At 72.4% G+C, this 19,587-nt stretch carries 16 protein-coding genes and 1 riboswitch; of the genes, 6 read left to right on the top strand and 10 right to left on the bottom strand.

The genetic code is table 11. From position 1 onward, the window contains the following. The first annotated feature begins 9 nt into the window (after window positions 1-9). Window positions 10-291, top strand: a complete 282-nt coding sequence (locus ABZX67_RS10155) for an HPr family phosphocarrier protein (RefSeq protein WP_030021209.1) — start codon at window positions 10-12, stop codon at window positions 289-291. A gap of 157 nt (window positions 292-448) precedes the next feature. Here ABZX67_RS10155 and ABZX67_RS10150 read toward each other — a convergent pair whose 3' ends face one another. From ABZX67_RS10150 to ABZX67_RS10135, 4 genes are all read right to left on the bottom strand, one after another. Next, window positions 449-1,114 carry a GntR family transcriptional regulator gene (locus ABZX67_RS10150; RefSeq protein ID WP_355356838.1) on the bottom strand — a complete coding sequence of 222 codons (666 nt, stop codon included), beginning with the start codon at window positions 1,112-1,114 and terminating at the stop codon, window positions 449-451. 212 nt (window positions 1,115-1,326) lie between these two features. After that, window positions 1,327-2,109, bottom strand: a complete 783-nt coding sequence (locus tag ABZX67_RS10145; RefSeq protein WP_355356836.1) for a M23 family metallopeptidase — start codon at window positions 2,107-2,109, stop codon at window positions 1,327-1,329. Between the two features lie 13 nt (window positions 2,110-2,122). Beyond that, window positions 2,123-2,288: riboswitch (cyclic di-AMP (ydaO/yuaA leader) on the bottom strand. A gap of 251 nt (window positions 2,289-2,539) precedes the next feature. Beyond that, window positions 2,540-3,907 (bottom strand): pitrilysin family protein, encoded by a 1,368-nt coding sequence (locus ABZX67_RS10140; protein WP_355356965.1) that lies wholly within the window; start codon window positions 3,905-3,907, stop codon window positions 2,540-2,542. 26 nt (window positions 3,908-3,933) lie between these two features. Continuing rightward, on the bottom strand, window positions 3,934-5,283 hold the full coding sequence (locus tag ABZX67_RS10135; protein WP_355356834.1) for a pitrilysin family protein: 1,350 nt from the start codon (window positions 5,281-5,283) through the stop codon (window positions 3,934-3,936). A 201-nt stretch (window positions 5,284-5,484) separates the two neighbouring features. Between ABZX67_RS10135 and ABZX67_RS10130 the strand changes: the two genes are divergently transcribed. Then, entirely contained in the window at window positions 5,485-7,938 is a 2,454-nt protein-coding gene (locus ABZX67_RS10130; protein ID WP_355356832.1) for a DNA topoisomerase IV subunit A, read from the top strand. Between the two features lie 47 nt (window positions 7,939-7,985). Here the strand turns inward: ABZX67_RS10130 and ABZX67_RS10125 are convergent, their stop codons facing one another. From ABZX67_RS10125 to ABZX67_RS10115, 3 genes are read right to left on the bottom strand one after another with little or no spacing between them, the layout of a single operon-like run. After that, entirely contained in the window at window positions 7,986-9,131 is a 1,146-nt protein-coding gene (locus ABZX67_RS10125) for a DUF1266 domain-containing protein (protein WP_355356830.1), read from the bottom strand. Beyond that, window positions 9,122-10,282: a DUF1266 domain-containing protein gene (locus ABZX67_RS10120; RefSeq protein WP_355356828.1), complete on the bottom strand. Its 1,161-nt coding sequence runs from the start codon at window positions 10,280-10,282 to the stop codon at window positions 9,122-9,124. Before ABZX67_RS10120 ends, ABZX67_RS10125 begins: the two co-directional genes overlap by 10 nt. 10 nt (window positions 10,283-10,292) lie before the next feature. Further along, entirely contained in the window at window positions 10,293-11,378 is a 1,086-nt protein-coding gene (locus tag ABZX67_RS10115; protein WP_355356826.1) for a GTP-binding protein, read from the bottom strand. A gap of 248 nt (window positions 11,379-11,626) precedes the next feature. Between ABZX67_RS10115 and ABZX67_RS10110 the strand changes: the two genes are divergently transcribed. Then, window positions 11,627-13,246, top strand: coding sequence for a sensor histidine kinase (locus ABZX67_RS10110; RefSeq protein WP_355356963.1), 1,620 nt, complete (start codon window positions 11,627-11,629; stop codon window positions 13,244-13,246). Further along, entirely contained in the window at window positions 13,243-13,926 is a 684-nt protein-coding gene (locus ABZX67_RS10105) for a response regulator (protein WP_355356824.1), read from the top strand. The genes ABZX67_RS10110 and ABZX67_RS10105 overlap by 4 nt, the downstream gene beginning before the upstream one ends. A 40-nt stretch (window positions 13,927-13,966) precedes the next feature. On the opposite strand, the gene ABZX67_RS10100 is transcribed toward ABZX67_RS10105, so the two are convergent. Then, window positions 13,967-14,572 (bottom strand): MBL fold metallo-hydrolase, encoded by a 606-nt coding sequence (locus ABZX67_RS10100; protein ID WP_355356961.1) that lies wholly within the window; start codon window positions 14,570-14,572, stop codon window positions 13,967-13,969. Between the two features lie 113 nt (window positions 14,573-14,685). Here ABZX67_RS10100 and ABZX67_RS10095 point away from each other — a divergent pair, with 113 nt between their 5' ends. Continuing rightward, window positions 14,686-15,639, top strand: coding sequence for a helix-turn-helix domain-containing protein (locus tag ABZX67_RS10095; RefSeq protein WP_355356822.1), 954 nt, complete (start codon window positions 14,686-14,688; stop codon window positions 15,637-15,639). A 22-nt stretch (window positions 15,640-15,661) separates the two neighbouring features. On the opposite strand, the gene ABZX67_RS10090 is transcribed toward ABZX67_RS10095, so the two are convergent. After that, complete coding sequence (locus ABZX67_RS10090; RefSeq protein WP_355356820.1) at window positions 15,662-17,779, bottom strand: DNA topoisomerase IV subunit B; 2,118 nt, start codon at window positions 17,777-17,779, stop codon at window positions 15,662-15,664. Window positions 17,780-18,222: 443 nt separating this feature from the next. On the opposite strand from ABZX67_RS10090, the gene ABZX67_RS10085 reads away from it, so the two are divergent. Beyond that, window positions 18,223-18,450: a hypothetical protein gene (locus tag ABZX67_RS10085; protein WP_355356818.1), complete on the top strand. Its 228-nt coding sequence runs from the start codon at window positions 18,223-18,225 to the stop codon at window positions 18,448-18,450. Between the two features lie 139 nt (window positions 18,451-18,589). Here the strand turns inward: ABZX67_RS10085 and ABZX67_RS10080 are convergent, their stop codons facing one another. Then, window positions 18,590-19,396, bottom strand: a complete 807-nt coding sequence (locus tag ABZX67_RS10080) for a serine protease (RefSeq protein ID WP_355356816.1) — start codon at window positions 19,394-19,396, stop codon at window positions 18,590-18,592. Window positions 19,397-19,587: the final 191 nt, after the last annotated feature.

Raw genomic sequence — 19,587 nt, 5'->3', positions numbered from 1 at the left:
GGCAACACCATGGCTGAGCGCCGCGTCAACGTCGGCTGGGCCGAGGGCCTGCACGCCCGCCCCGCCTCCATCTTCGTCCGTGCCGCCACGGCCGCCGGCGTCCCCGTGACGATCGCCAAGGCCGACGGCAACCCGGTGAACGCCGCGTCGATGCTCGCGGTCCTCGGCCTGGGTGCGCAGGGCGGCGAGGAGATCGTGCTCGCGTCGGACGCGGAGGGTGCGGACGCCGCCCTGGACCGCCTGGCGAAGCTGGTCGCGGAGGGTCTCGAGGAGCTTCCCGAGACCGTCTGACGGGCTTCGGGCATCGTCCCGGCCATCACCTCGGACGTCGCCTCGACATCACCTCGGACAATTACCTGTCCTCTTGCGGCGGAGCCGTATCGCCCCCGAATTCCGGGGTGATACGGCTCCGCTTTTTTGGTGAACCTTTCTGTATACGGCCGCGTTGTTAATTGCGGGCGCTCACCGTGTTGACGCGATGTTGCGGACTCCTCACACGCAGCCGGTGCGCGCCGAGTGAGCGCTCGGCGTGCAGTGCGGTCAGCGCCCGGGCCCGCTCGGCGTCACCGCGCGCCACCGCGTCGACGATCGCGCCGTGCTCGGCCCACGCCTCCACGGGCGCGGGCGGCTGGTCGACCGCGTACATCCAGGCGATCTTGTGCCGCAGCTGGGTCAGCAGGGCGGTCAGGCCCGGGCTGCCGGAGGCCTGGGCGAGCGTCTCGTGGAACCAGTCGCCGAGCGCCCGCAGGTCCTCCCCCTGGCCCCGGCGCGCCCGCTCCTGGCCCAGCCTGACCAGGCCCCGCAACACCTTGAGGTGCGCCTCGGTACGCCGCTGGGCGGCCCGCGCCGCGCCGAGCGGCTCCAGCAGCGCCCGGACCTCCAGCAGGTCGGCGGCCTCCTGCTCGGTGGGCTCGGCGACACACGCCCCGGCGTGGCGGCGGGTGGTGACGAAGCCCTCCGACTCCAGGGTTCGCAGGGCCTCGCGGACCGGGACGCGGGAGACGCCGTAGCGGCGCGCCAGCTGCTCCTCGGTGAGGCGGCTACCACGCGGGAAGACGCCGGAGACGATGTCGTCGCGAATCGCCGTGCATACCGAGTGCGCGGGAATGCGCATACCGAACCTCCGACGTAATGCGCGCGAAACAGCGTGCGTCCGACCGATTTGACGAGTGTTCAGTGACTCTATGGCACCATTCCTGAATTTCCGACGCCGGGTCGAAATCCATGGATATCTTTTGGCCAGACCGGCCGCGCCGGAGAACGGCGAAGGCCCCGGCTCGGATGAGGAGCCGGGGCCTTGTCTGTCTCGGGTCGTGCGGTCGGAGGTCAGACGTTGACGCCGTGCGAGCGCAGGTACGCGACGGGGTCGATGTCGGAGCCGTACTCGGCGCTCGTACGGGCCTCGAAGTGGAGGTGCGGGCCGGAGGAGTTGCCGGTGGAACCGGAGAGGCCTATCTGCTGGCCGGGCATGACCCGCTCGCCGACCGAGACGCTGACGGAGGAGAGGTGGCCGTACTGCGTGTACGTGCCGTCGGCCATCCGGATCACCACGTTGTTGCCGTACGCGCCGCCCCAGCCCGCCTCGACGACGGTGCCCAGGCCCACGGCGACGACCGTGGAGCCGGAGGGGGCGTGGAAGTCGACGCCGGTGTGGCTGCCGGAGGACCACATGGCGCCGCCGGTCTGGTAGCCGGTGCTGACGTAGGAACCGGCGACCGGGAGCGTGAAGGAGTTCAGGCGCTTGCGCTCGGCCTCGCGGGCGGCGCGCTCCTCCGCCTCGCGGGCGGCCTTGACGCGGGCCTCGGCCTTGCGCTTGGCCTCCGCCTCGGCCTTGGCCTGGGCGGCGGCGCGGGCGGCGGCCTCCTCGGCCTCGCGCTCCTGGGCCTCGGCCTGGGCGTCGACGGTCTCGGCGAGCGTGTCGGTGATGACCGCCTGGTTGAGGCCGGTGTCCTCCAGTGCGCGGACGTCCGCGTCGGCGGCGAGCGCCGGGGAAGCGAGGGTTCCGATGACGCCGGTGGTGGCGATGGCCGCCACGCCGGCGACGTGTGCGCTCTTGCGGCTCAGGCGGCTCGGGGCACGGTGCTTCCCGGTGGCACGGGTGAACGCCATACGGTGGCTGATCCTTTCCTTCCTTCTCGCCTACCGGGTTAGCTGACGGGTTCGGAGCAGGAAGGTCTCCTACGGGCCCCTCCGCACGGATGCGAAGGCGTCCGATTCACCCCAGGGACTTCGTGTGGGTCCCCGGCTCCCCGGGCTCGCGCCCGATGGGGATTCGGCGATGGCTGCCCGGTGCCGCGGATGCGGCGGGTACAGCGGGCGGACAGCGCATCAGACGCTAAGCGGCTGATCTTTCAATCACCAAACGGACACGGTTTTTTGTAGCGCACGCCACAGGGCAGACACGTAACCTCCCCAACAAAACGGACATGCGGTGGACCGGCGAGGGCAGCGGCAGCAGACGGCGGAACCCCGGCATCCGCATGGATGCCGGGGTTCCGCCGGTGACGCGGCCGGCGACGCGCGGCCGACCCGCCGTCAATCAGCCGGTGACGACGCTCACTTCACCGATACCGAGCGCCTCGACCGGCTCCTTGATCTGCGCGGCATCGCCGACGAGCACGGTGACGAGACGGTCCACGGGGAAGGCGCTGACGACCGCGGCCGTGGCCTCCACCGTCCCGGTCTCGGCCAGGCGGGCGTACAACTGCGCCTGGAAGTCGTCCGGGAGGTGCTGCTCGACCTGGTCGGCGAGGGTGCCCGCGACCGAGGCCGCCGTCTCGTACTTGAGCGGGGCGACGCCCACGAGGTTCTGCACGGCGACGTCCCGCTCGGCGTCGGTCAGGCCCTCGGCGGCGAGGGTGCGCAGCACCTTCCACAGGTCGTCGAGGGCCGGACCGGTGTTGGGGGTGTCGACGGAGCCGCTGATGGCGAGCATCGAGGCGCCGTTGCCTCCGGGACCGGAGCGCAGCACCTGGCCGAAGGCCCGTACGCCGTAGGTGTAGCCCTTCTCCTCGCGCAGCACGCGGTCCAGGCGCGAGGTGAGGGTGCCGCCGAGGCAGTACGTGCCGAGCACCTGGGCCGGCCAGACGCGGTCGTGCCGGTCGGGACCGACGCGGCCGATCAGCAGCTGCGTCTGCACGGCGCCGGGGCGGTCGACGATGACGACACGGCCCGTGTCGTCGGCCGTGACGGGCGGTACGGGGCGGGGCTCGGCGGTGTCGCCGGTCCAGGCGCCGAGGGTGTCGGCGAGCACCGCGTCGAGGTCGACGTCCGTCAGGTCGCCCACGACGATGGCGGTGGCCGTGGCGGGCCGGACATGGGCTTCGTAGAAGGCCCGTACGGCCGCGGAGTCGATCCGCTCCACCGTCTCGAGGGTGCCCTGGCGAGGCCGGGACATCCGGGAGTCGGCCGGGAACAGCTCCTTGGAGAGTTGCATGGCGGCGCGGCGCGACGGATTGGCGATCTCGTGCGGGATCTCGTCGAGCCGGTTGCGCACCAGGCGCTCGACCTCGCTGTCGGCGAAGGCGGGCGCGCGCAGGGCGTCGGCGACCAGGCCGAGGGCCTTGGCCAGCCGGGAGACCGGGACCTCCAGGGAGACGCGTACGCCGGGGTGGTCGGCGTGCGCGTCGAGCGTGGCGCCGCAGCGCTCCAGCTCGGCGGCGAACTCCTCCGCCGAATACTTGTCGGTGCCCTCGGACAGCGCCCGGGCCATGATCGTGGCGACGCCGTCCAGGCCCTCGGGCTCGGCCTCCAGCGGGGCCACCAGGGAGATCTCGACGGCCACGACCTGCTGACCGGGGCGGTGGCAGCGCAGCACGGTCAGGCCGTTGGGGAGGGTGGAGCGCTCGGGGGCGGGGAAGGCCCAGGGCCGGGCGGTACCGGGCCGGGGCTGCGGGTGGAACTCCATGGACGTCAGGGACACAGCGGCGTCGCTCACTGGTCGGCCCCCTCTTCTTCCTCGCTGTGGTCGGCATCGCTCTGGTCGCCGTTGACCGGCTCGTAGACCAGTACGGCCCTGTTGTCCGGGCGCAGCCGCGCCTGGGCGACGGCCTGCACCTCCTCGGCGGTGACGTCCAGGACGCGCTGGACGGCGGTGAGCGCGAGCTGCGGGTCGCCGAACAGCACGGCGAAGCGGCACAGCTCGTCGGCGCGGCCGGCGACCGTGCCGAGCCGGTCCAGCCACTCGCGCTCCAGCTGGGCCTGGGCCCGCTCCATCTCCTCGGGCGTCGGGCCCTCGGCGGCGAACCGCGCCAGCTCCTCGTCGACCGCGGCCTCGATGTCGGGCACCTCGACGCCGCCGGAGGTCTTCACGTCCAGCCAGCCCATGGAGGGGGCCCCGGCCAGGCGCAGCAGGCCGAAGCCGGCCGTCACGGCCGTACGGTCGCGGCGCACCAGGCGGTTGTGGAGCCGGGACGACTCGCCGCCGCCGAGGACGGTCAGGGCCAGGTCGGCGGCGTCGCACTCGCGGGTGCCGTCGTGCGGCAGCCGGTAGGCGGCCATGAGCGCGCGGGCCGGGACGTCCTCCTCGACGACCTCGCGCAGCTGCTCGCCGATGACGTCGGGGAGCGTGCCGTCGCGCGGCGGCTGCTTGCCGTCGTGGGCCGGGATGGAGCCGAAGTACTTCTCGATCCAGGCGAGCGTCTGCTCCGGGTCGATGTCGCCGACGACGGACAGCACGGCGTTGTTCGGCGCGTAGTACGTACGGAAGAAGTTCCGCGCGTCCTCCAGGGTGGCGGCGTCCAGGTCCGCCATGGAGCCGATCGGCGTGTGGTGGTAGGGGTGGCCCTTGGGGAAGGCGAGGGCCGTGAGCCGCTCGAAGGCGGTGCCGTACGGGACGTTGTCGTACCGCTGGCGGCGCTCGTTCTTGACGACGTCCCGCTGGTTCTCCATGGACTCGTCGTCGAGCGCGGTGAGCAGCGAGCCCATCCGGTCGGCCTCGAGCCACAGGGCCAGCTCCAGCTGGTGCGTGGGCATCGTCTCGAAGTAGTTGGTCCGCTCGAAGCTCGTGGTGCCGTTGAGGGAGCCGCCGGCGCCCTGGACGAGTTCGAAGTGGCCGTTGCCCTTGACCTGGGCGGAGCCCTGGAACATGAGGTGCTCGAAGAGGTGGGCGAGGCCGGTGCGGCCCTTCACCTCGTGGCGCGAGCCGACGTCGTACCAGAGGCACACCGCGGCGACCGGGGTCAGGTGGTCCTCGGAGAGCACCACGCGCAGGCCGTTGGCCAGCCGGTGCTCGGTCGCTGTCAGTCCGCCGGAGCCGGCCTGGGCTGTGGCCGTGTGACCCATGGGCATGTACGTCCCTTCGATCGCGATGTGGAAAGTCGTGCGGTGAAAGTCCTGCCACTGTATGCAAGCGCACCGACGGTCGCGGAAGTTCCCGTCCCACCCGATCGTCCCTCTTCCGGGTCGCGGTCGGGGTTGTCAGTGGGACGGTCCACAATGGTCGGCGACAGATCAGCCTTTGCCTGGTGAAGGAGCGCAGCCGCGATGGCCCGCCGCAGCACGAAGACCGCGCAGCCCGACGACTACGAGGAGCGGATCCTCGACATCGACGTCGTCGACGAAATGCAGGGCTCCTTCCTCGAGTACGCGTACTCGGTGATCTACTCCCGGGCCCTGCCCGACGCCCGCGACGGCATGAAGCCGGTGCACCGCCGGATCGTGTACCAGATGAACGAGATGGGCCTGCGGCCGGAGCGCGGGTTCGTCAAGTGCGCCCGGGTCGTCGGCGAGGTGATGGGCAAGCTGCACCCGCACGGTGACGCGTCGATCTACGACGCGCTGGTGCGCATGGCGCAGCCGTTCTCGATGCGCCTGCCGCTGGTCGACGGCCACGGCAACTTCGGTTCGCTGGGCAACGACGACCCGCCGGCCGCCATGCGGTACACGGAGTGCCGGATGGCCGACGCCACGTCGCTGATGACGGAGTCCATCGACGAGGACACCGTCGACTTCGTACCCAACTACGACGGCCAGGAGCGCGAACCGGTCGCGCTGCCGGCCGCCTTCCCGAACCTGCTGGTCAACGGCGCGTCCGGAATCGCGGTCGGCATGGCGACCAACATGCCGCCGCACAACCTGGGCGAGGTCATCGCCGCCGCCCGCCACCTGATCAAGCACCCGGGCGCCGACCTGGAGACCCTGATGCGGTACGTGCCGGGCCCCGACCTGCCGACCGGCGGCCGGATCGTGGGCCTGTCCGGGATCAGGGACGCGTACGAGACGGGCCGCGGCACCTTCAAGATCCGCGCGACCGCGACCGTGGAGAACGTGACGGCGCGCCGCAAGGGCCTGGTCGTGACGGAGCTGCCCTTCACGGTGGGCCCCGAGAAGGTGATCGCCAAGATCAAGGACCTGGTGGCGTCGAAGAAGCTCCAGGGCATCGCCGACGTCAAGGACCTCACCGACCGCGCGCACGGGCTGCGGCTCGTCATCGAGGTGAAGAACGGCTTCATCCCGGAGGCCGTCCTGGAGCAGCTGTACAAGCTGACGCCGATGGAGGAGTCCTTCGGCATCAACAATGTGGCGCTGGTCGACGGGCAGCCGCTCACCCTGGGCCTCAAGGAGCTGCTGGAGGTCTATCTCGACCACCGCTTCGAGGTCGTACGGCGCCGCAGCGAGTTCCGGCGCGGCAAGAAGCGCGACCGGCTGCACCTGGTCGAGGGCCTGCTCGTCGCGCTGCTCGACATCGACGAGGTCATCCGGCTGATCCGGTCCAGCGACAACTCGGCGCAGGCCAAGGAGCGGCTGATCGAACGCTTCTCGCTGAGCGAGATCCAGACGCAGTACATCCTGGACACCCCGCTGCGCCGGCTCACCAAGTTCGACCGCCTGGAGCTGGAGGGCGAGCGCGACCGGCTCAACAGCGAGATCGAGGAGCTGACGCGGATCCTGGAGTCCGACGCCGAGCTGCGCAAGCTGGTCTCCTCCGAGCTGGCCGCGGTGGCCAAGAAGTTCGGCACCGAGCGGCGCACGGTCCTGCTGGAGTCGGCGGGCGCGCCGGTCGCCGCGGTGTCCCTGGAGGTCGCGGACGACCCGTGCCGGGTGCTGCTGTCCTCCACCGGTCTGCTGGCCCGTACGGCGAGCGGCGAGCCGCTCCCGGACAGCGACGGCAAGCGCACCAAGCACGACGTGATCGTCTCGGCGGTGCCCGCGACGCAGCGCGGCGACGTGGGCGTGGTGACGTCCGCCGGGCGGCTGCTGCGGCTGCCGGTGATCGACCTGCCGCAGCTGCCGGACACGGCGGGCGCGCCGAACCTGTCGGGCGGGGCGCAGCTCTCGGAGTTCCTGACGCTGGAGAAGGACGAGACGGTCGTCTGCCTGACCACGCTGGACGAGTCGTCGCCGGGCCTGGCGATCGGCACGCTCCAGGGTGTCGTCAAGCGTGTGGTGCCGGACTATCCGGCGAACAAGGACGAGCTGGAGGTCATCACCCTCAGGGAGGGTGACCGGATCGTCGGCGCGGCGGAGCTGCGCACGGGTGAGGAGGACCTGGTCTTCATCACCTCCGACGCGCAGCTGCTGCGCTACCCGGCCTCGCAGGTGCGGCCGCAGGGCCGCCCGGCGGGCGGTATGGCCGGCGTCAAGCTGGCGGCCGGCGCCGAGGTGGTCTCGTTCACCGCGGTCGACCCGGCGGCGGACGCGGTGGTCTTCACGGTCGCGGGCTCGTCCGCGGCGCTGGACCCGAAGGCCGGGATGTCGGCGAAGCTGACGCCGTTCGACCAGTACCCGCGCAAGGGCCGCGCGACGGGCGGCGTGCGCTGCCAGCGCTTCCTGAAGGGCGAGGACACCCTGGTGCTCGCCTGGGCGGGCGCGGCTCCGGCCCGGGCGGCCCAGAAGAACGGCACCCCGGTCGAGCTGCCGGAGATCGACCCGCGCCGCGACGGCTCGGGCACGCCGCTGGCCAAGCCGGTCGCGGCGCTGGCGGGCCCGGCGTCGTAACGGCACGACCTGGGGGGGCGCGTCCGCCGCAGGGCGCGCCCCCGCCGTCAGCGCCAGGGGATGTTCCGCCAGGGGCTGCCCTCGTCGTCCGTGAGCAGCCGGTGGGCGGTGAGGGAGTCCTCGTAGTACGGGCCGTACCGCTCGTCGTCGAAGCGCAGCACCCTGCCGAGCGTGTAGCCCGCCGAGTAGGCCTCCCAGGAGGGGTACGCGGCCTTGCCGAGCGCGCCCGCGTGCACGATGGCCTGCTCCGCCTGCTGAGGGTCGCAGTAGCGGGCGGACAGGCCCCAGCGGGCGAGGTTGACGGCCCGCCCGTAGTCGTACGCCGCGGCCGTGGCCACCCAGCCGTCACCGGGCAGCAGCCCGTCGGCCCGGAACCTCGCCTCGTAGCGCAGGATGCGGCGCACCAGCTCCTCCATCTCCGTGACCAGCGAGGGCGGGGCGCCCTGGTCGTGGAGGCTGCCCGCGGCGGTTTCCCGCCACAGGTCGGCGGGCGGGAGCTCGCCGGTGTTCTTGCGGAGCTGTTCGCGCACGCGGAGCGCGTACTCGGGCGCGGCCGGGCTGTTGCTGTACTCCAGCAGGGCGTCCATCTCGTGCCGCCAGCCGTGGTGGTCGGTGATGTCCCAGGAATCGCGCAGCATCTTCCGCTGGGAGACGTAGTCGACGTAGACCGTCCCGGCCTCGTTCCAGGGCACGCCGTTGGAGACGGCGAGGTGCGCCCCGCAGGCCAGCCCGAAGGCGAGCGGCCCGAAGAGCGGTCCGGTGTGCAGGGCGGTCAGCCGGTCGTCCGTCGACCGGTCGTTCTCGGCGTGGAACCGCCGCCACAGGGCCCGGTCCTGAGGCGCCGTCGGCAGGTGCACGGCGGCGGGTGTGCCGGGGTTGACCGCCAGCCACTGCCGGGGGTCGGACCAGCCGAAGTCCGCCACCCAGTCGAGGTCGACCTCGTGGAACACCCAGTCGGGGTGCCACGGCGGCAGCATGCCCCGGGTGAGCAGGACCCTGCACAGGCCGCCGTTCGGGGCGGTCACCGCGCGCCAGCGCACCAGGCCCGGCTCGGCGTCGACCTCGTGGCGGGCCTGCCCGAGGTACAGCGGCTCGGCCGCCAGCACCCGCAGCTGCGCGTGGACGTCGCCGCGCTGCCCCGCCTCGTACAGCTGCCGCTCGACGGGCGAGGGCGGCACCCAGTTCACTTCCACGGCACGCTCCGGTACGGGCTCGCCGGGTCCTGGGTGAGGATCCGGTGCTGGCCGAGGGACTCCTGGTAGACGCGGCCGAAGCGGTCCTCGTCGAAGGCGATGACCCGGGCCAGCGCGTACGCCACCGAGAACGCCTCCCACGAGGGGTACGCCTCCCGGCTCAGGCGCCCGGCCGTGAGGATCGCCTCCTCCGCCTCGTGCGGCTCGCACAGGCGGGCGCCGAGCCCCATCCGTACGAACGAGACGACGCGCCCGTAGTCGAACGCGGCGAGCGAGTCGACGCGTTCGTCCGTGCCCAGCACGCCGTCGGCGCGGAAGCGGGCTTCGTAGCGGCTGATCCGCGTCACGGTGTCGGTCAGCTCCTTGAGGGTCGCCTCGTCGGCGCCGCGCTCGGTGAGGGAGGCGAGGACGGTGTCCAGCCACTCCCCCGTGGTGGGCGTCCTGCCCAGGCGGGCGGCGAGCACGGTGCGGGCCCGCAGGGCGGCCGACTCCTCCAGACCGCAGAGCCGGGCCCGGAAGAGGACCGCCAGCTTGTCCCGGTACTGGCCGCGGTTGGTGACCCGCCAGGTGCCGCGCAGGGTGCCGACGTCCGACTCGTAGCCGAAGAGAGTCGTGCCGAGCTGGTTCCACGGGACGCTGTTGTGCACCGACAGGTGGGCGCCGCAGGCCAGTCCGTGGGCGAGAGCGCCCTGTGTGGGGCCGTGGGCGTGCGTGAGCAGCAGTCCCCGGGGCGGGCCACCGGTCGCGGCGGCGGCCTTGGCCCAGGCCGCGCGGTGGCGCGGTCCGGCCTCGAGGCCGATCGCGCACGGGGTGCCGGGGTTGACCGCCAGGGACGCCTTCTTCCTGCCGTCCGGCCAGTGGCGGGCCAGTTCGGCGAGCGTCGTGGCCTGGCACACCCATTCCGGGTGCCAGGGCGGGAGCATGCCCACCGTGAAGGCGGCGATGCTCCTCTTGCGGGTCTGCGGGTCCTTGGCGGGTACGAGCGGGAGGCCGGCCCCCGGCGTGTCCGCGTGCAGCCGGCCGACGGGCAGGAAGAGCGTGGCGCGGGAGAGCAGGGCGAGCTGCGCCTCGCGGTCCCCGGCCGTCTTCGCCTCGTACAGCAGGCGCTCGGTCAGGGTCGGCGGTATCCAGTGTGTCGTCCCCGTGGTCACGGGGACGATCTTATGAACCGTCCTCGGGGGACGGCTCCGCAGGCTCCGGCACGTACCGCAGGACGCCCCACATGCTGTGCTCGCCGGGGGCGTCCTCCGGCGAGTCGGTCACCCGGCACGCGTCGAGGGCCTTGCCCAGGCCGTCGGCGTCGATGCCGGAGCCGATGAGCACGAGCTGGGTGAGGCGCTGACCGCCGTCCGCGGGCCAGGGCTCCGGGTAGAAGCGGAGGAACCGGCCGACGGCGTGCACGGTGTAGCGGTTGGCGGGGTCGGCGGCGCCGAAGTCGACGAAGCCCTTGATGCGGTACAGGCCCTCGGGGCGCGAGTCGAGGAAGTCCAGCAGCCGGCGCGGGTGCATCGGTACGTCGGCGGTGAAGGAGACCGTGTCGTACGCCGCGTGCGGGTGGTCGTGGTGCTCGTCCTCGCGCAGGTCGTCGAAGGAGAGTTGGCCCTCGATCCAGTCGTCCCCGCCCTCGCGCCGCGCGGCCCGGTCGAAGAGGAGCTCGGGGTCGACCCGGCCGTACGCGGCGTCGACGACGGCGGCCCGCTCGGCGAGGGCCGCGACGGCGCCGTGGACGCGGCGCAGCTCGTCGGCGTCCACGCGGTCGGCCTTGTTGACGACGACGAGGTCGGCGAGGGCGAGGTGCCGGTCGGTCTCGGGATGGCGGGCGCGGGTGGCGTCGAACTCGGCGGCGTCGACGACCTGGACCAGTCCGCCGTACACCACCCGGTCGTTGTCGCTGGCGAGGATCATCCGCACCAGCTCCTGGGGCTCGGCGAGGCCGCTCGCCTCGATGACGATGACGTCGAGGCGGGCGGAGGGCCGGGTGAGGGTCTCCAGGTAGGTGTCGAGCTCGCTCGTGTCGACGGCGCAGCACAGACAGCCGTTGCCGAGGGAGACGGTGGAGCCGACCTGGCCGGCCACCGTCATGGCGTCGATCTCGATGGAGCCGAAGTCGTTGACCATGACGCCGATGCGGGTGCCTCTGGCGCTGCGCAGCAGATGGTTGAGCAGGGTGGTCTTGCCCGACCCGAGGAAGCCCGAGAGGACGACGACGGGGATGGCGGGAATCTGCTGCGGCACGCTGCTGCTCAAGGGGCACCCTTCTCGGTCGGCTCCGCGTCCGGCGGCTTGCGGCCCTCAGGATAGGCGGGTCCCGCGGGCTCCACGGCCGGCGTGACGTCGGTCATGGCGCCGGGCGTTCCCTCGGGGCGGTGTGTCCCTTTACGGTTCCTGGAGTGAGCCCCGCACCGACCTCGACGCCCGTCGCCCTCGCCGTACGCACCCCCGCGCGGCGCAGGCGCTTCGGCTGGCCGCAGCGGGTCTTCTCGCAGGTCCTGCTGATGCAGCTGGCCATCGCCACCGGCGTCACCGTGCTCGCCACCGGCCTGTTCCTGGCGCCGCTGAGCGACCAGCTCGACGACCAGGCGATGCGGCGCGCGCTCGCCATCGCCGAGACCACCGCGTCCCCCGAGGTCGCCGGCCGGCTGCTGCACTCGCCGCCGACCGCCACCGGGCCCGTACAGGCCGAGGCGGAGCGGATCAGGCGGGCCACCGGCGCCGAGTACGTGGTGGTCATGGACCGGCGCGGGGTGCGCTGGTCGCACACCGACCCCCGCAAGATCGGGCGGGTGGTCTCCACCGATCCGAGCGACGCCCTCGCGGGCAAGGACGTCATGGAGATCGACAGCGGCACCCTCGGCCGCTCCGCGCGGGGCAAGGTCCCGCTGCGCGAGGCGGACGGCGACATCGTCGGCGCGGTGTCCGTCGGCATCGAGTACGACAGCGTGCGCGCCCGCCTGCTCGCCGCGATCCCCGGGCTGCTCGCGTACGCGGGCGGCGCCCTCGCCGTCGGGGCGCTGGCGGCGTACCTGATCTCGCGCCGCCTTCAGCGCCGCACGCACGACCTGGCTTTCTCCGACATCTCGGCCCTCCTCGCGGAGCGGGAGGCGATGCTCCACGGCATCCGGGAGGGTGTCGTCGCCCTCGACGGGGCCGGGCGCGTGCGGCTGCTGAACGACGAGGCGCAGCGGCTGCTGGGCGTGGGCCCGGAGGCCATCGGGCGGCCGCTGGAGGAGGTGCTCGGCGAGGGCCGTACGACCGACGTGCTGGCCGGGCGGGTCACCGGCGAGGACCTGGTGACGGTACGCGGACAGCGGGTGCTGATCGCCAACCGCATGCCGACGGACGACGGCGGCGCGGTCGCCACCCTGCGCGACCGGACCGAGCTGGAGCGGCTGGGGCGGGAGCTGGACTCGACGCGCGGGCTCATCGACGCGCTGCGCGCCCAGGACCACGAACACGCCAACCGTCTGCACACCCTGCTCGGGCTGCTGGAGCTGGAGATGCACGAGGAGGCGGTGGAGTTCGTCACCGAGGTGGTGGGGGTGCACCGGACGACCGCCGAGCAGGTCACCGAGAAGGTGCACGATCCGCTGCTGGCGGCGCTGCTGGTGGGCAAGGCCACGGTGGCGGCGGAGCGCGGCGTCTCGCTGCGCGTCGCGCCCGGCACGCTGTTGCCGGACCGGCTGGTCGAGCCGCGCGAGCTGGTCACGGTCGTCGGGAACCTGGTCGACAACGCGCTGGACGCGGCGGCCGGTTCCGAGGAGCCGCTGGTGGAGGTCGAGCTGCGCGCCGAGGGACGTACGGCGGTGCTGCGCGTCGCGGACAGCGGCCCCGGGGTGCCGGCCGAGCGGCGTGAGCTGATCTTCACGGAGGGCTGGTCCACCAAGGAACGCCCGGCACACGGCGGGGAACGGGGTCTGGGGCTCGCCATGGTGCGCAGGCTGGCGGAACGGCAGGGAGGCGGCGTACGGGTCGGGGAGTCCCCGGGCGGCGGCGCCGAGTTCACCGTCGTACTCCCGGAGGCGCTGACGGAGACCGCTCCCGCTGCGGAGCCGGCTCCCGCTGTGAAGACCGCTCCCGCTGCGGAGGGCGCTCCCGCTGCGGAGGGCGTCCGATGATCCGCGTGCTCGTCGTCGACGACGACGTCCGGGTCGCCGCGATCAACGCGGCGTACGTGGCGAAGGTGCCCGGCTTCGAGGTCGTCGCCTCGGCCCACACGGCGGCCGAGGCGCTCGCCCGGGTCGAGGAACGGCCCGATCTGGACCTGATCCTGCTCGACCACTACCTGCCGGACCAGAACGGGCTCGCGGTCGTACGGGAGCTGCGGCGGCGCGGCCACCAGACCGATGTGATCATGGTGACGGCCGCCCGGGATGTCGCGACCGTCCGGGCCGCGCAGCGCCACGGGGCACTGCAGTACCTGGTGAAGCCGTTCAACTTCGCGGGCCTGCGCCCCAAGCTGGAGGCGTACGCGGCGCTGCGCCGCACCCTGGAGGGCGGCGGCGAGGCCGAACAGGCCGAGGTGGACCGGATCTTCGGCGCCCTGTCGGTGGCCTCCGGCGCCCCGGACCTGCCCAAGGGCCACTCCCCCACCACGGCGGAGCTCGTACGGCAGGTGCTGCTGGCCGCCGACGGGCCGCTGTCGGCGCAGGAGATCGCCGAGCGGGCGGGCGTCAGCCGGCAGACCGCCCAGCGGTACCTGAAGCTGCTGGAGCGGGCGGGCCGGGTGCGGCTGTCCCTCCGGTACGGCGAGACGGGCCGGCCGGAGCACCGCTACGTCTGGGCAGCGGCCGCCTGACGGCTGTGTCGCGAGCCCGGCAAGATCGGCGAGACACCCCCTAGCGCGGCGCGCGGTCGTCGGCGGCGAAGGGGCCGCCGTGTCCGGGGACGATCAAGTCGGCCGCCGCCAGCACGCGCAGCCGGGACTCCCTCAGCGTGTCGCGATCGGGGGCCACGGGGTCCTCCGCCGGACCGTCCGGGCGCCACCACAGGTCTCCGGCGAACGCGACCACGCCGGAGGCGGCGGTGCCGGCGAGCAGGGTGATGTCCTCCGGGCTGTGGCCGGGGGTCCTGATCAGCCGCAGGGAGGGGCTGAGTTCATAGCCCTCGGCGTCACGGTCGGTCCACTGGTCGGCCTCGTAGATCGCCTTGTGGTCATGGACGCGCGCCCGGGCGAACAGGCCCACGTTGAGGATGTTGTCCGGGTGGTGGTGGCTGAGGACGACGTCGGTGATGTCGTCGGGACCGAGGCCCAGCTCGGCGAGCGGACGGAGGATGCGGTCGCGGCCCGGCACCATGCCCGGATCGACGATCACATGGCGTCCGGCATCGGAGACGTAGGAGACGGTGGCGGCCACGCCGGGGCCGGTGGAGAGCGTGTAGCCGGTGTGCAGGATCGTGTACGCGGCGCTGCGGGCGACGGGCGCGTCGTTGGTCTCGCTCATGTCGTTCATGGGGATCAGCTTTCCGGGCGGGGCGGCCTGCCACGAGTGGCCGTACTGCCACCGATCGCAGGAAACGTGCCACGGGGTCCCACCGCCCGTGCCAGACTGCGCGGATGCCGCCCTTCGTGACCGTCGCCGCCTACGCCCCGCCCGGTGTCGGGATGCTGGCCGTGGGCGTGGTGTCCGAGGTGTTCGACGCTCGTCCGGGGCTGCCCGCGTTCGACTTCGCGCTCTGCACCGACCAGCCGGGACGGGTCGTCACGGACCTCGGTGTGCCACTCGCCGTCGAGCACGGTCTGGACCGGCTGGCCGACGCCGATCTCGTACTGGCCCTTCCCTGGGCCGACTTCCGCACCCCGCCCCCGCCGCCGGTGCTCCGGGCCCTCTCGGCCGCCTACGCGCGCGGGGCGCTGGTCGGCGCCCACTGCGTCGGCACGTTCGCGCTCGCCGCCGCCGGGCTGCTCGCCGGCCGGCGGGCCACGACCCACTGGCGGTTCGCCGGGCTGCTGGCCGGCCGCCACCCGGACGTCACCGTCGAGGCCGACGCCCTGTACATCGACGAAGGCCGGGTGCTGACCGGCGCGGGAGCCGCCGCCGGGTTCGACCTGTGCCTGCATCTGCTGCGGCGGGAGTACGGCGCGGCGACCGCCAACGCCGTCGCCCGCGACCTGGTGCTGCCGCCCCACCGTGACGGCGGGCAGGCCCAGTACGTGGCCGCGCCCGTGCCCGAGGACTGCCAGGACGAACGCCTCGGCGAGGTGCTGGCCTGGGCCCGGGAGCACCTGGACCAACCGCTCCCCGTCGCCGAACTCGCGCGGCGCGCCCTGATGAGCCGGCGTTCTTTCGCCCGCCGCTTCACCGCCGCCACGGGCACCACCCCGCACGCCTGGCTGCGCGGCCTGCGCCTGAGCCGCGCGGAAGAACTCCTGGAGACCACGGACCTCCCGGTGGAGGAGGTCGCCCGCCGCGTCGGCTACGGCAGCGCGTCCGTCCTGCGCGACCAGTTCGTCCGCCGCCGCGGCGTCCCGCCCCGCTCCTATCGCCGCTCGTTCAGCCGGACTCCGTAGCCCGGAGTCCGGCCCGCGGGGGTCAGGCGTCGATGCGCGAGCGGTCCAGGGTCGCCGCGGAGCTGGTGATGAACTCCTTGCGCGGCGCCACCTCGTTGCCCATCAGCAGGTCGAAGACCTGCTCCGCCGCCTCCAGATCGCCGATGTTGATCCGGCGCAGGGTGCGGTGCCTCGGGTCCATCGTCGTCTCCGCGAGCTGGTCGGCGTCCATCTCGCCGAGGCCCTTGTAGCGCTGGATGGAGTCCTTGTACCGGACGCCCTTGCGCTGGAACTCCAGCAGCGTCTGCCGCAGTTCGTTGTCCGAGTACGTGTAGACGTACTTGTCCTGGCCCTTCTTGGGCTGGACCAGCTCGATGCGGTGCAGCGGCGGTACGGCGGCGAAGACCCGGCCCGCCTCCACCATCGGCCGCATGTAGCGCTGGAAGAGGGTCAGCAGCAGGCAGCGGATGTGCGCGCCGTCGACGTCGGCGTCGACGAGGAGCACGATCTTGCCGTAGCGCGCGGCGTCGATGTCGAAGGTCCGGCCGGAGCCCGCCCCTATGACCTGGATGATCGCCCCGCACTCGGCGTTCTTGAGCATGTCCGAGACGGACGACTTCTGGACGTTGAGGATCTTGCCGCGGATCGGCAGCAGCGCCTGGAACTCGCTGTTCCGGGCGAGCTTGGCCGTGCCGAGCGCGGAGTCGCCCTCGACGATGAAGAGCTCGCTGCGCTCCACGTCGTCGCTGCGGCAGTCGGCGAGCTTGGCGGGCAAGGACGAGGACTCCAGCGCGGTCTTGCGGCGCTGCGCCTCCTTGTGCTGGCGGGCGGCGATACGCGTCCGGGCCGCGGCGACGGCCTTCTCCAGGACGGCGCGGGCCTGGGCCTTGGCGTCGCGCTTGGTGGAGGTCAGGAAGGCCTTGAGCTCCTTGGCGACGACGTTGGCGACGATGCGGTTCGCCGCGGACGTGCCGAGGACCTCCTTGGTCTGGCCCTCGAACTGCGGCTCCGCGAGCCGGACGGTCACGACGGCGGTGAGGCCCTCCAGGGCGTCGTCCTTGACGATGTCGTCCTCGGCGACGCGCAGCAGCTTGCCGGCGCGCAGCACCTCGTTGACCGTCTTGGTGACGGCGCGCTCGAAGCCGGACACGTGGGTGCCGCCCTTGGGGGTGGCGATGATGTTGACGAAGGACTTGACCGTGGAGTCGTACCCGGTGCCCCAGCGCAGCGCCACGTCCACGCCGAGCTCACGGGTGACCTCGGTCGGCGTCATGTGGCCGCGCTCGTCGAGGACCGGCACGGTCTCCTTGAAGGTGCCCTGCCCGGTGAGGCGGAGGACGTCGCACACGGCCTTGTCCTGCGCGAGGTACTCGCAGAACTCGCTGATGCCGCCGTCGAAGCGGAACGTCTCCTCGCTCTTGCCCTCGCCCTCCAGGTCGCGCTCGTCGCGCACGACGATCGTCAGGCCGGGCACCAGGAAGGCGGTCTGGCGGGCGCGCTGGTGCAGGTTCTCCAGGGAGAGCTTGGCGTCCTTGAGGAAGATCTGGCGGTCGGCCCAGTAGCGCACGCGGGTGCCGGTGCGGGTCTTCGGGACGCGCTTGACCTTCCGCAGGCCGTTCGCCGGGTCGAACGGGGCGTCGGGGCCGGACTCGGTGAAGATGCCCGGGACGCCGCGGCGGAAGCTGATGGAGTGGGTGGAGCCGTTCCGGTCGACCTCGACGTCGAGGCGGGCGGAGAGGGCGTTCACCACGGAGGCGCCCACGCCGTGCAGACCGCCGGAGGCGGCGTACGAGCCGCCGCCGAACTTTCCGCCGGCGTGCAGCTTGGTCATGACGACCTCGACGCCGGACAGGCCGGTCTTCGGCTCGACGTCGACGGGGATGCCGCGGCCGTTGTCCCGGACCTCGACGGAGCCGTCCTCGTGGAGGATGACCTCGATGTGGTCGCAGTACCCGCCCAGGGCCTCGTCGACGGAGTTGTCGATGATCTCCCACAGGCAGTGCATCAGACCGCGACTGTCGGTGGACCCGATGTACATGCCGGGTCGCTTGCGAACCGCCTCGAGCCCCTCCAGTACGAGCAGATGCCGCGCGGTGTAGTTGGAACCGTCACGGTCTGCGGTCAGCAGCGCACTGGACGGCACGGACGTCTCGGCGGTCACGCGGTTCGCTCCTCGCTGAATTTAAGATCTGGCCCATGGGGGTAGAGGCCCGGCGTCTGTCGCCGGGTCAGAGGGTACCGAGGCCTGGTAGAGCCGTTGTCACGCCACCCTCGTGATCCCTCATGCTAGTCCAGCGTCGTATAGGTGTTCGATCCCTCGATGGAGTGACGTGGACATCACGTTCCCTTCCAGGCATGAACCATTTAGGCTCCGGGCACGTCCTCATGCACAACCGGCAACCCAGCCGGGAGGACCGAGCTAGGCATAACACCGCAAACAACGCGAAACCCGTAGAGCACAGCAATACGGCTCATTCGCCGCCAACCGGCAGCAGACAGCCACCTTGGAAAAAGTTTCGAGGAAAAGCCACGAGCGGGAACGTTTTCGGCCTGGTTGGATGTTGACCCTGGTACGACAGCTCGTCGAGCTAGAGAAGAGGCGACGTGACTACTGTTCTGACCCCCGCGAGCCCGCTGACGGCCGCCGACCGCTGCGACCGCTGCGGCGCCCAGGCATATCTGCGCGTCGTGCTGACCAGCGGTGGCGAACTGCTCTTCTGCGCCCACCACGGGCGCAAGTTCGAGCCGGAACTCAAGAAGATCGCCGCGGAAATACAGGATGAGACGGACCGGCTCACCGCTGTGCCGGCCAGCACCGAAGAGGATCGCTGACGCTCACATCCCGACGAGCCAGGGGCTGGTCCAGGACCGGCCGACGGGCGGCCTTCCCCACACCCAGGGGCGGGCCGCCCGTTCTCGTACACCACCGGCCTCGCACGGTGCGAGTGACCGGAGCCTCACCGTAGCCGCGTCACAGCTGCGGCATCACCGCCGAGACCCGGGTGTACACACCCGGGCTGCCCGGCTGGCCGCAACCGCTGCCCCAGGAGACCAGGCCGATCAGCCGCCCCTGGGCGACCAGTGGACCACCGCTGTCCCCTTGGCAGGCGTCACGCCCGCCCTGCGGGTCGCCCGCGCACAGCATCGTCGCGGGGATGTACGCACCTCCCGCGCCCGCCGCGTAGGCGCGCCCGCAGACCTCGTCCGGCAGGACGCTGACGCGCGCCGAGCGCAGTCCGTACGCGTAGGCGCCACCGCCCGTCGTGTCGCCCCAGCCGTACACGTCGGCGCTCGTCCCCGGCTGGTACGCCGGATCGCCCTGCCCCGCGACCTTGATCACGTACGAACGCGGCAGCGCGCTCGCCAGCGTCAGCACGGCCAGATCCCCCGACTGCGTCTCGGGGTCGTACGCCGGGCTGATCCACGCCCGCGTCACGGGGACCTCCCGGCCGCCCGGCCCGTGCAGCTCGGTCCGCCCCGCGATGACGGCGAGATCGGTCAGCGCGCCGGGGTCCGGGCCCAGCACCGTCGGCCCCAGGCAGTGGGCGGCGGTGACGACTTTGGTGGGCGCCACGACCACCCCACCGCAGAACTGGCCCGCGCGCGCACTGCCGAACCGCGCACGGCTGGCCAGGGCCACGGCCCAGGGGCTGTCCGAGGCGCGTACCGGCTGTCCGCCGACCACCACGCTGTCGGCCGCCGCGGGCGCGGACGCGGCGAGGGGCAGCGCGGCCGCCGCCAGCACGCTCAGGGCCACGGCCACGGCACGACGGGCCACGGCACGACGCGGCCGTTTCCGGCTGATGGGACGGCGCAGAGGACGCACAGGACGCATTCGGTCTCCTGACTCTCCGGTGAACCATGTTCACCCAGCGTCCGCCACGCCGGCCCCGGCCGCACCCGCTCACACGCCGGAGGGCCCGGCTCCCCTTCGGGAGACCGGGCCCTCGCGACGTGTGTCGTACCAGC

It is taken from the genome of Streptomyces sp. NPDC003036, assembly GCF_040611175.1.
Lineage (GTDB): Bacteria > Actinomycetota > Actinomycetes > Streptomycetales > Streptomycetaceae > Streptomyces.
Note: the sequence above shows the minus strand (reverse complement) of the source record. Positions and strands in the feature narration are given on the sequence as shown.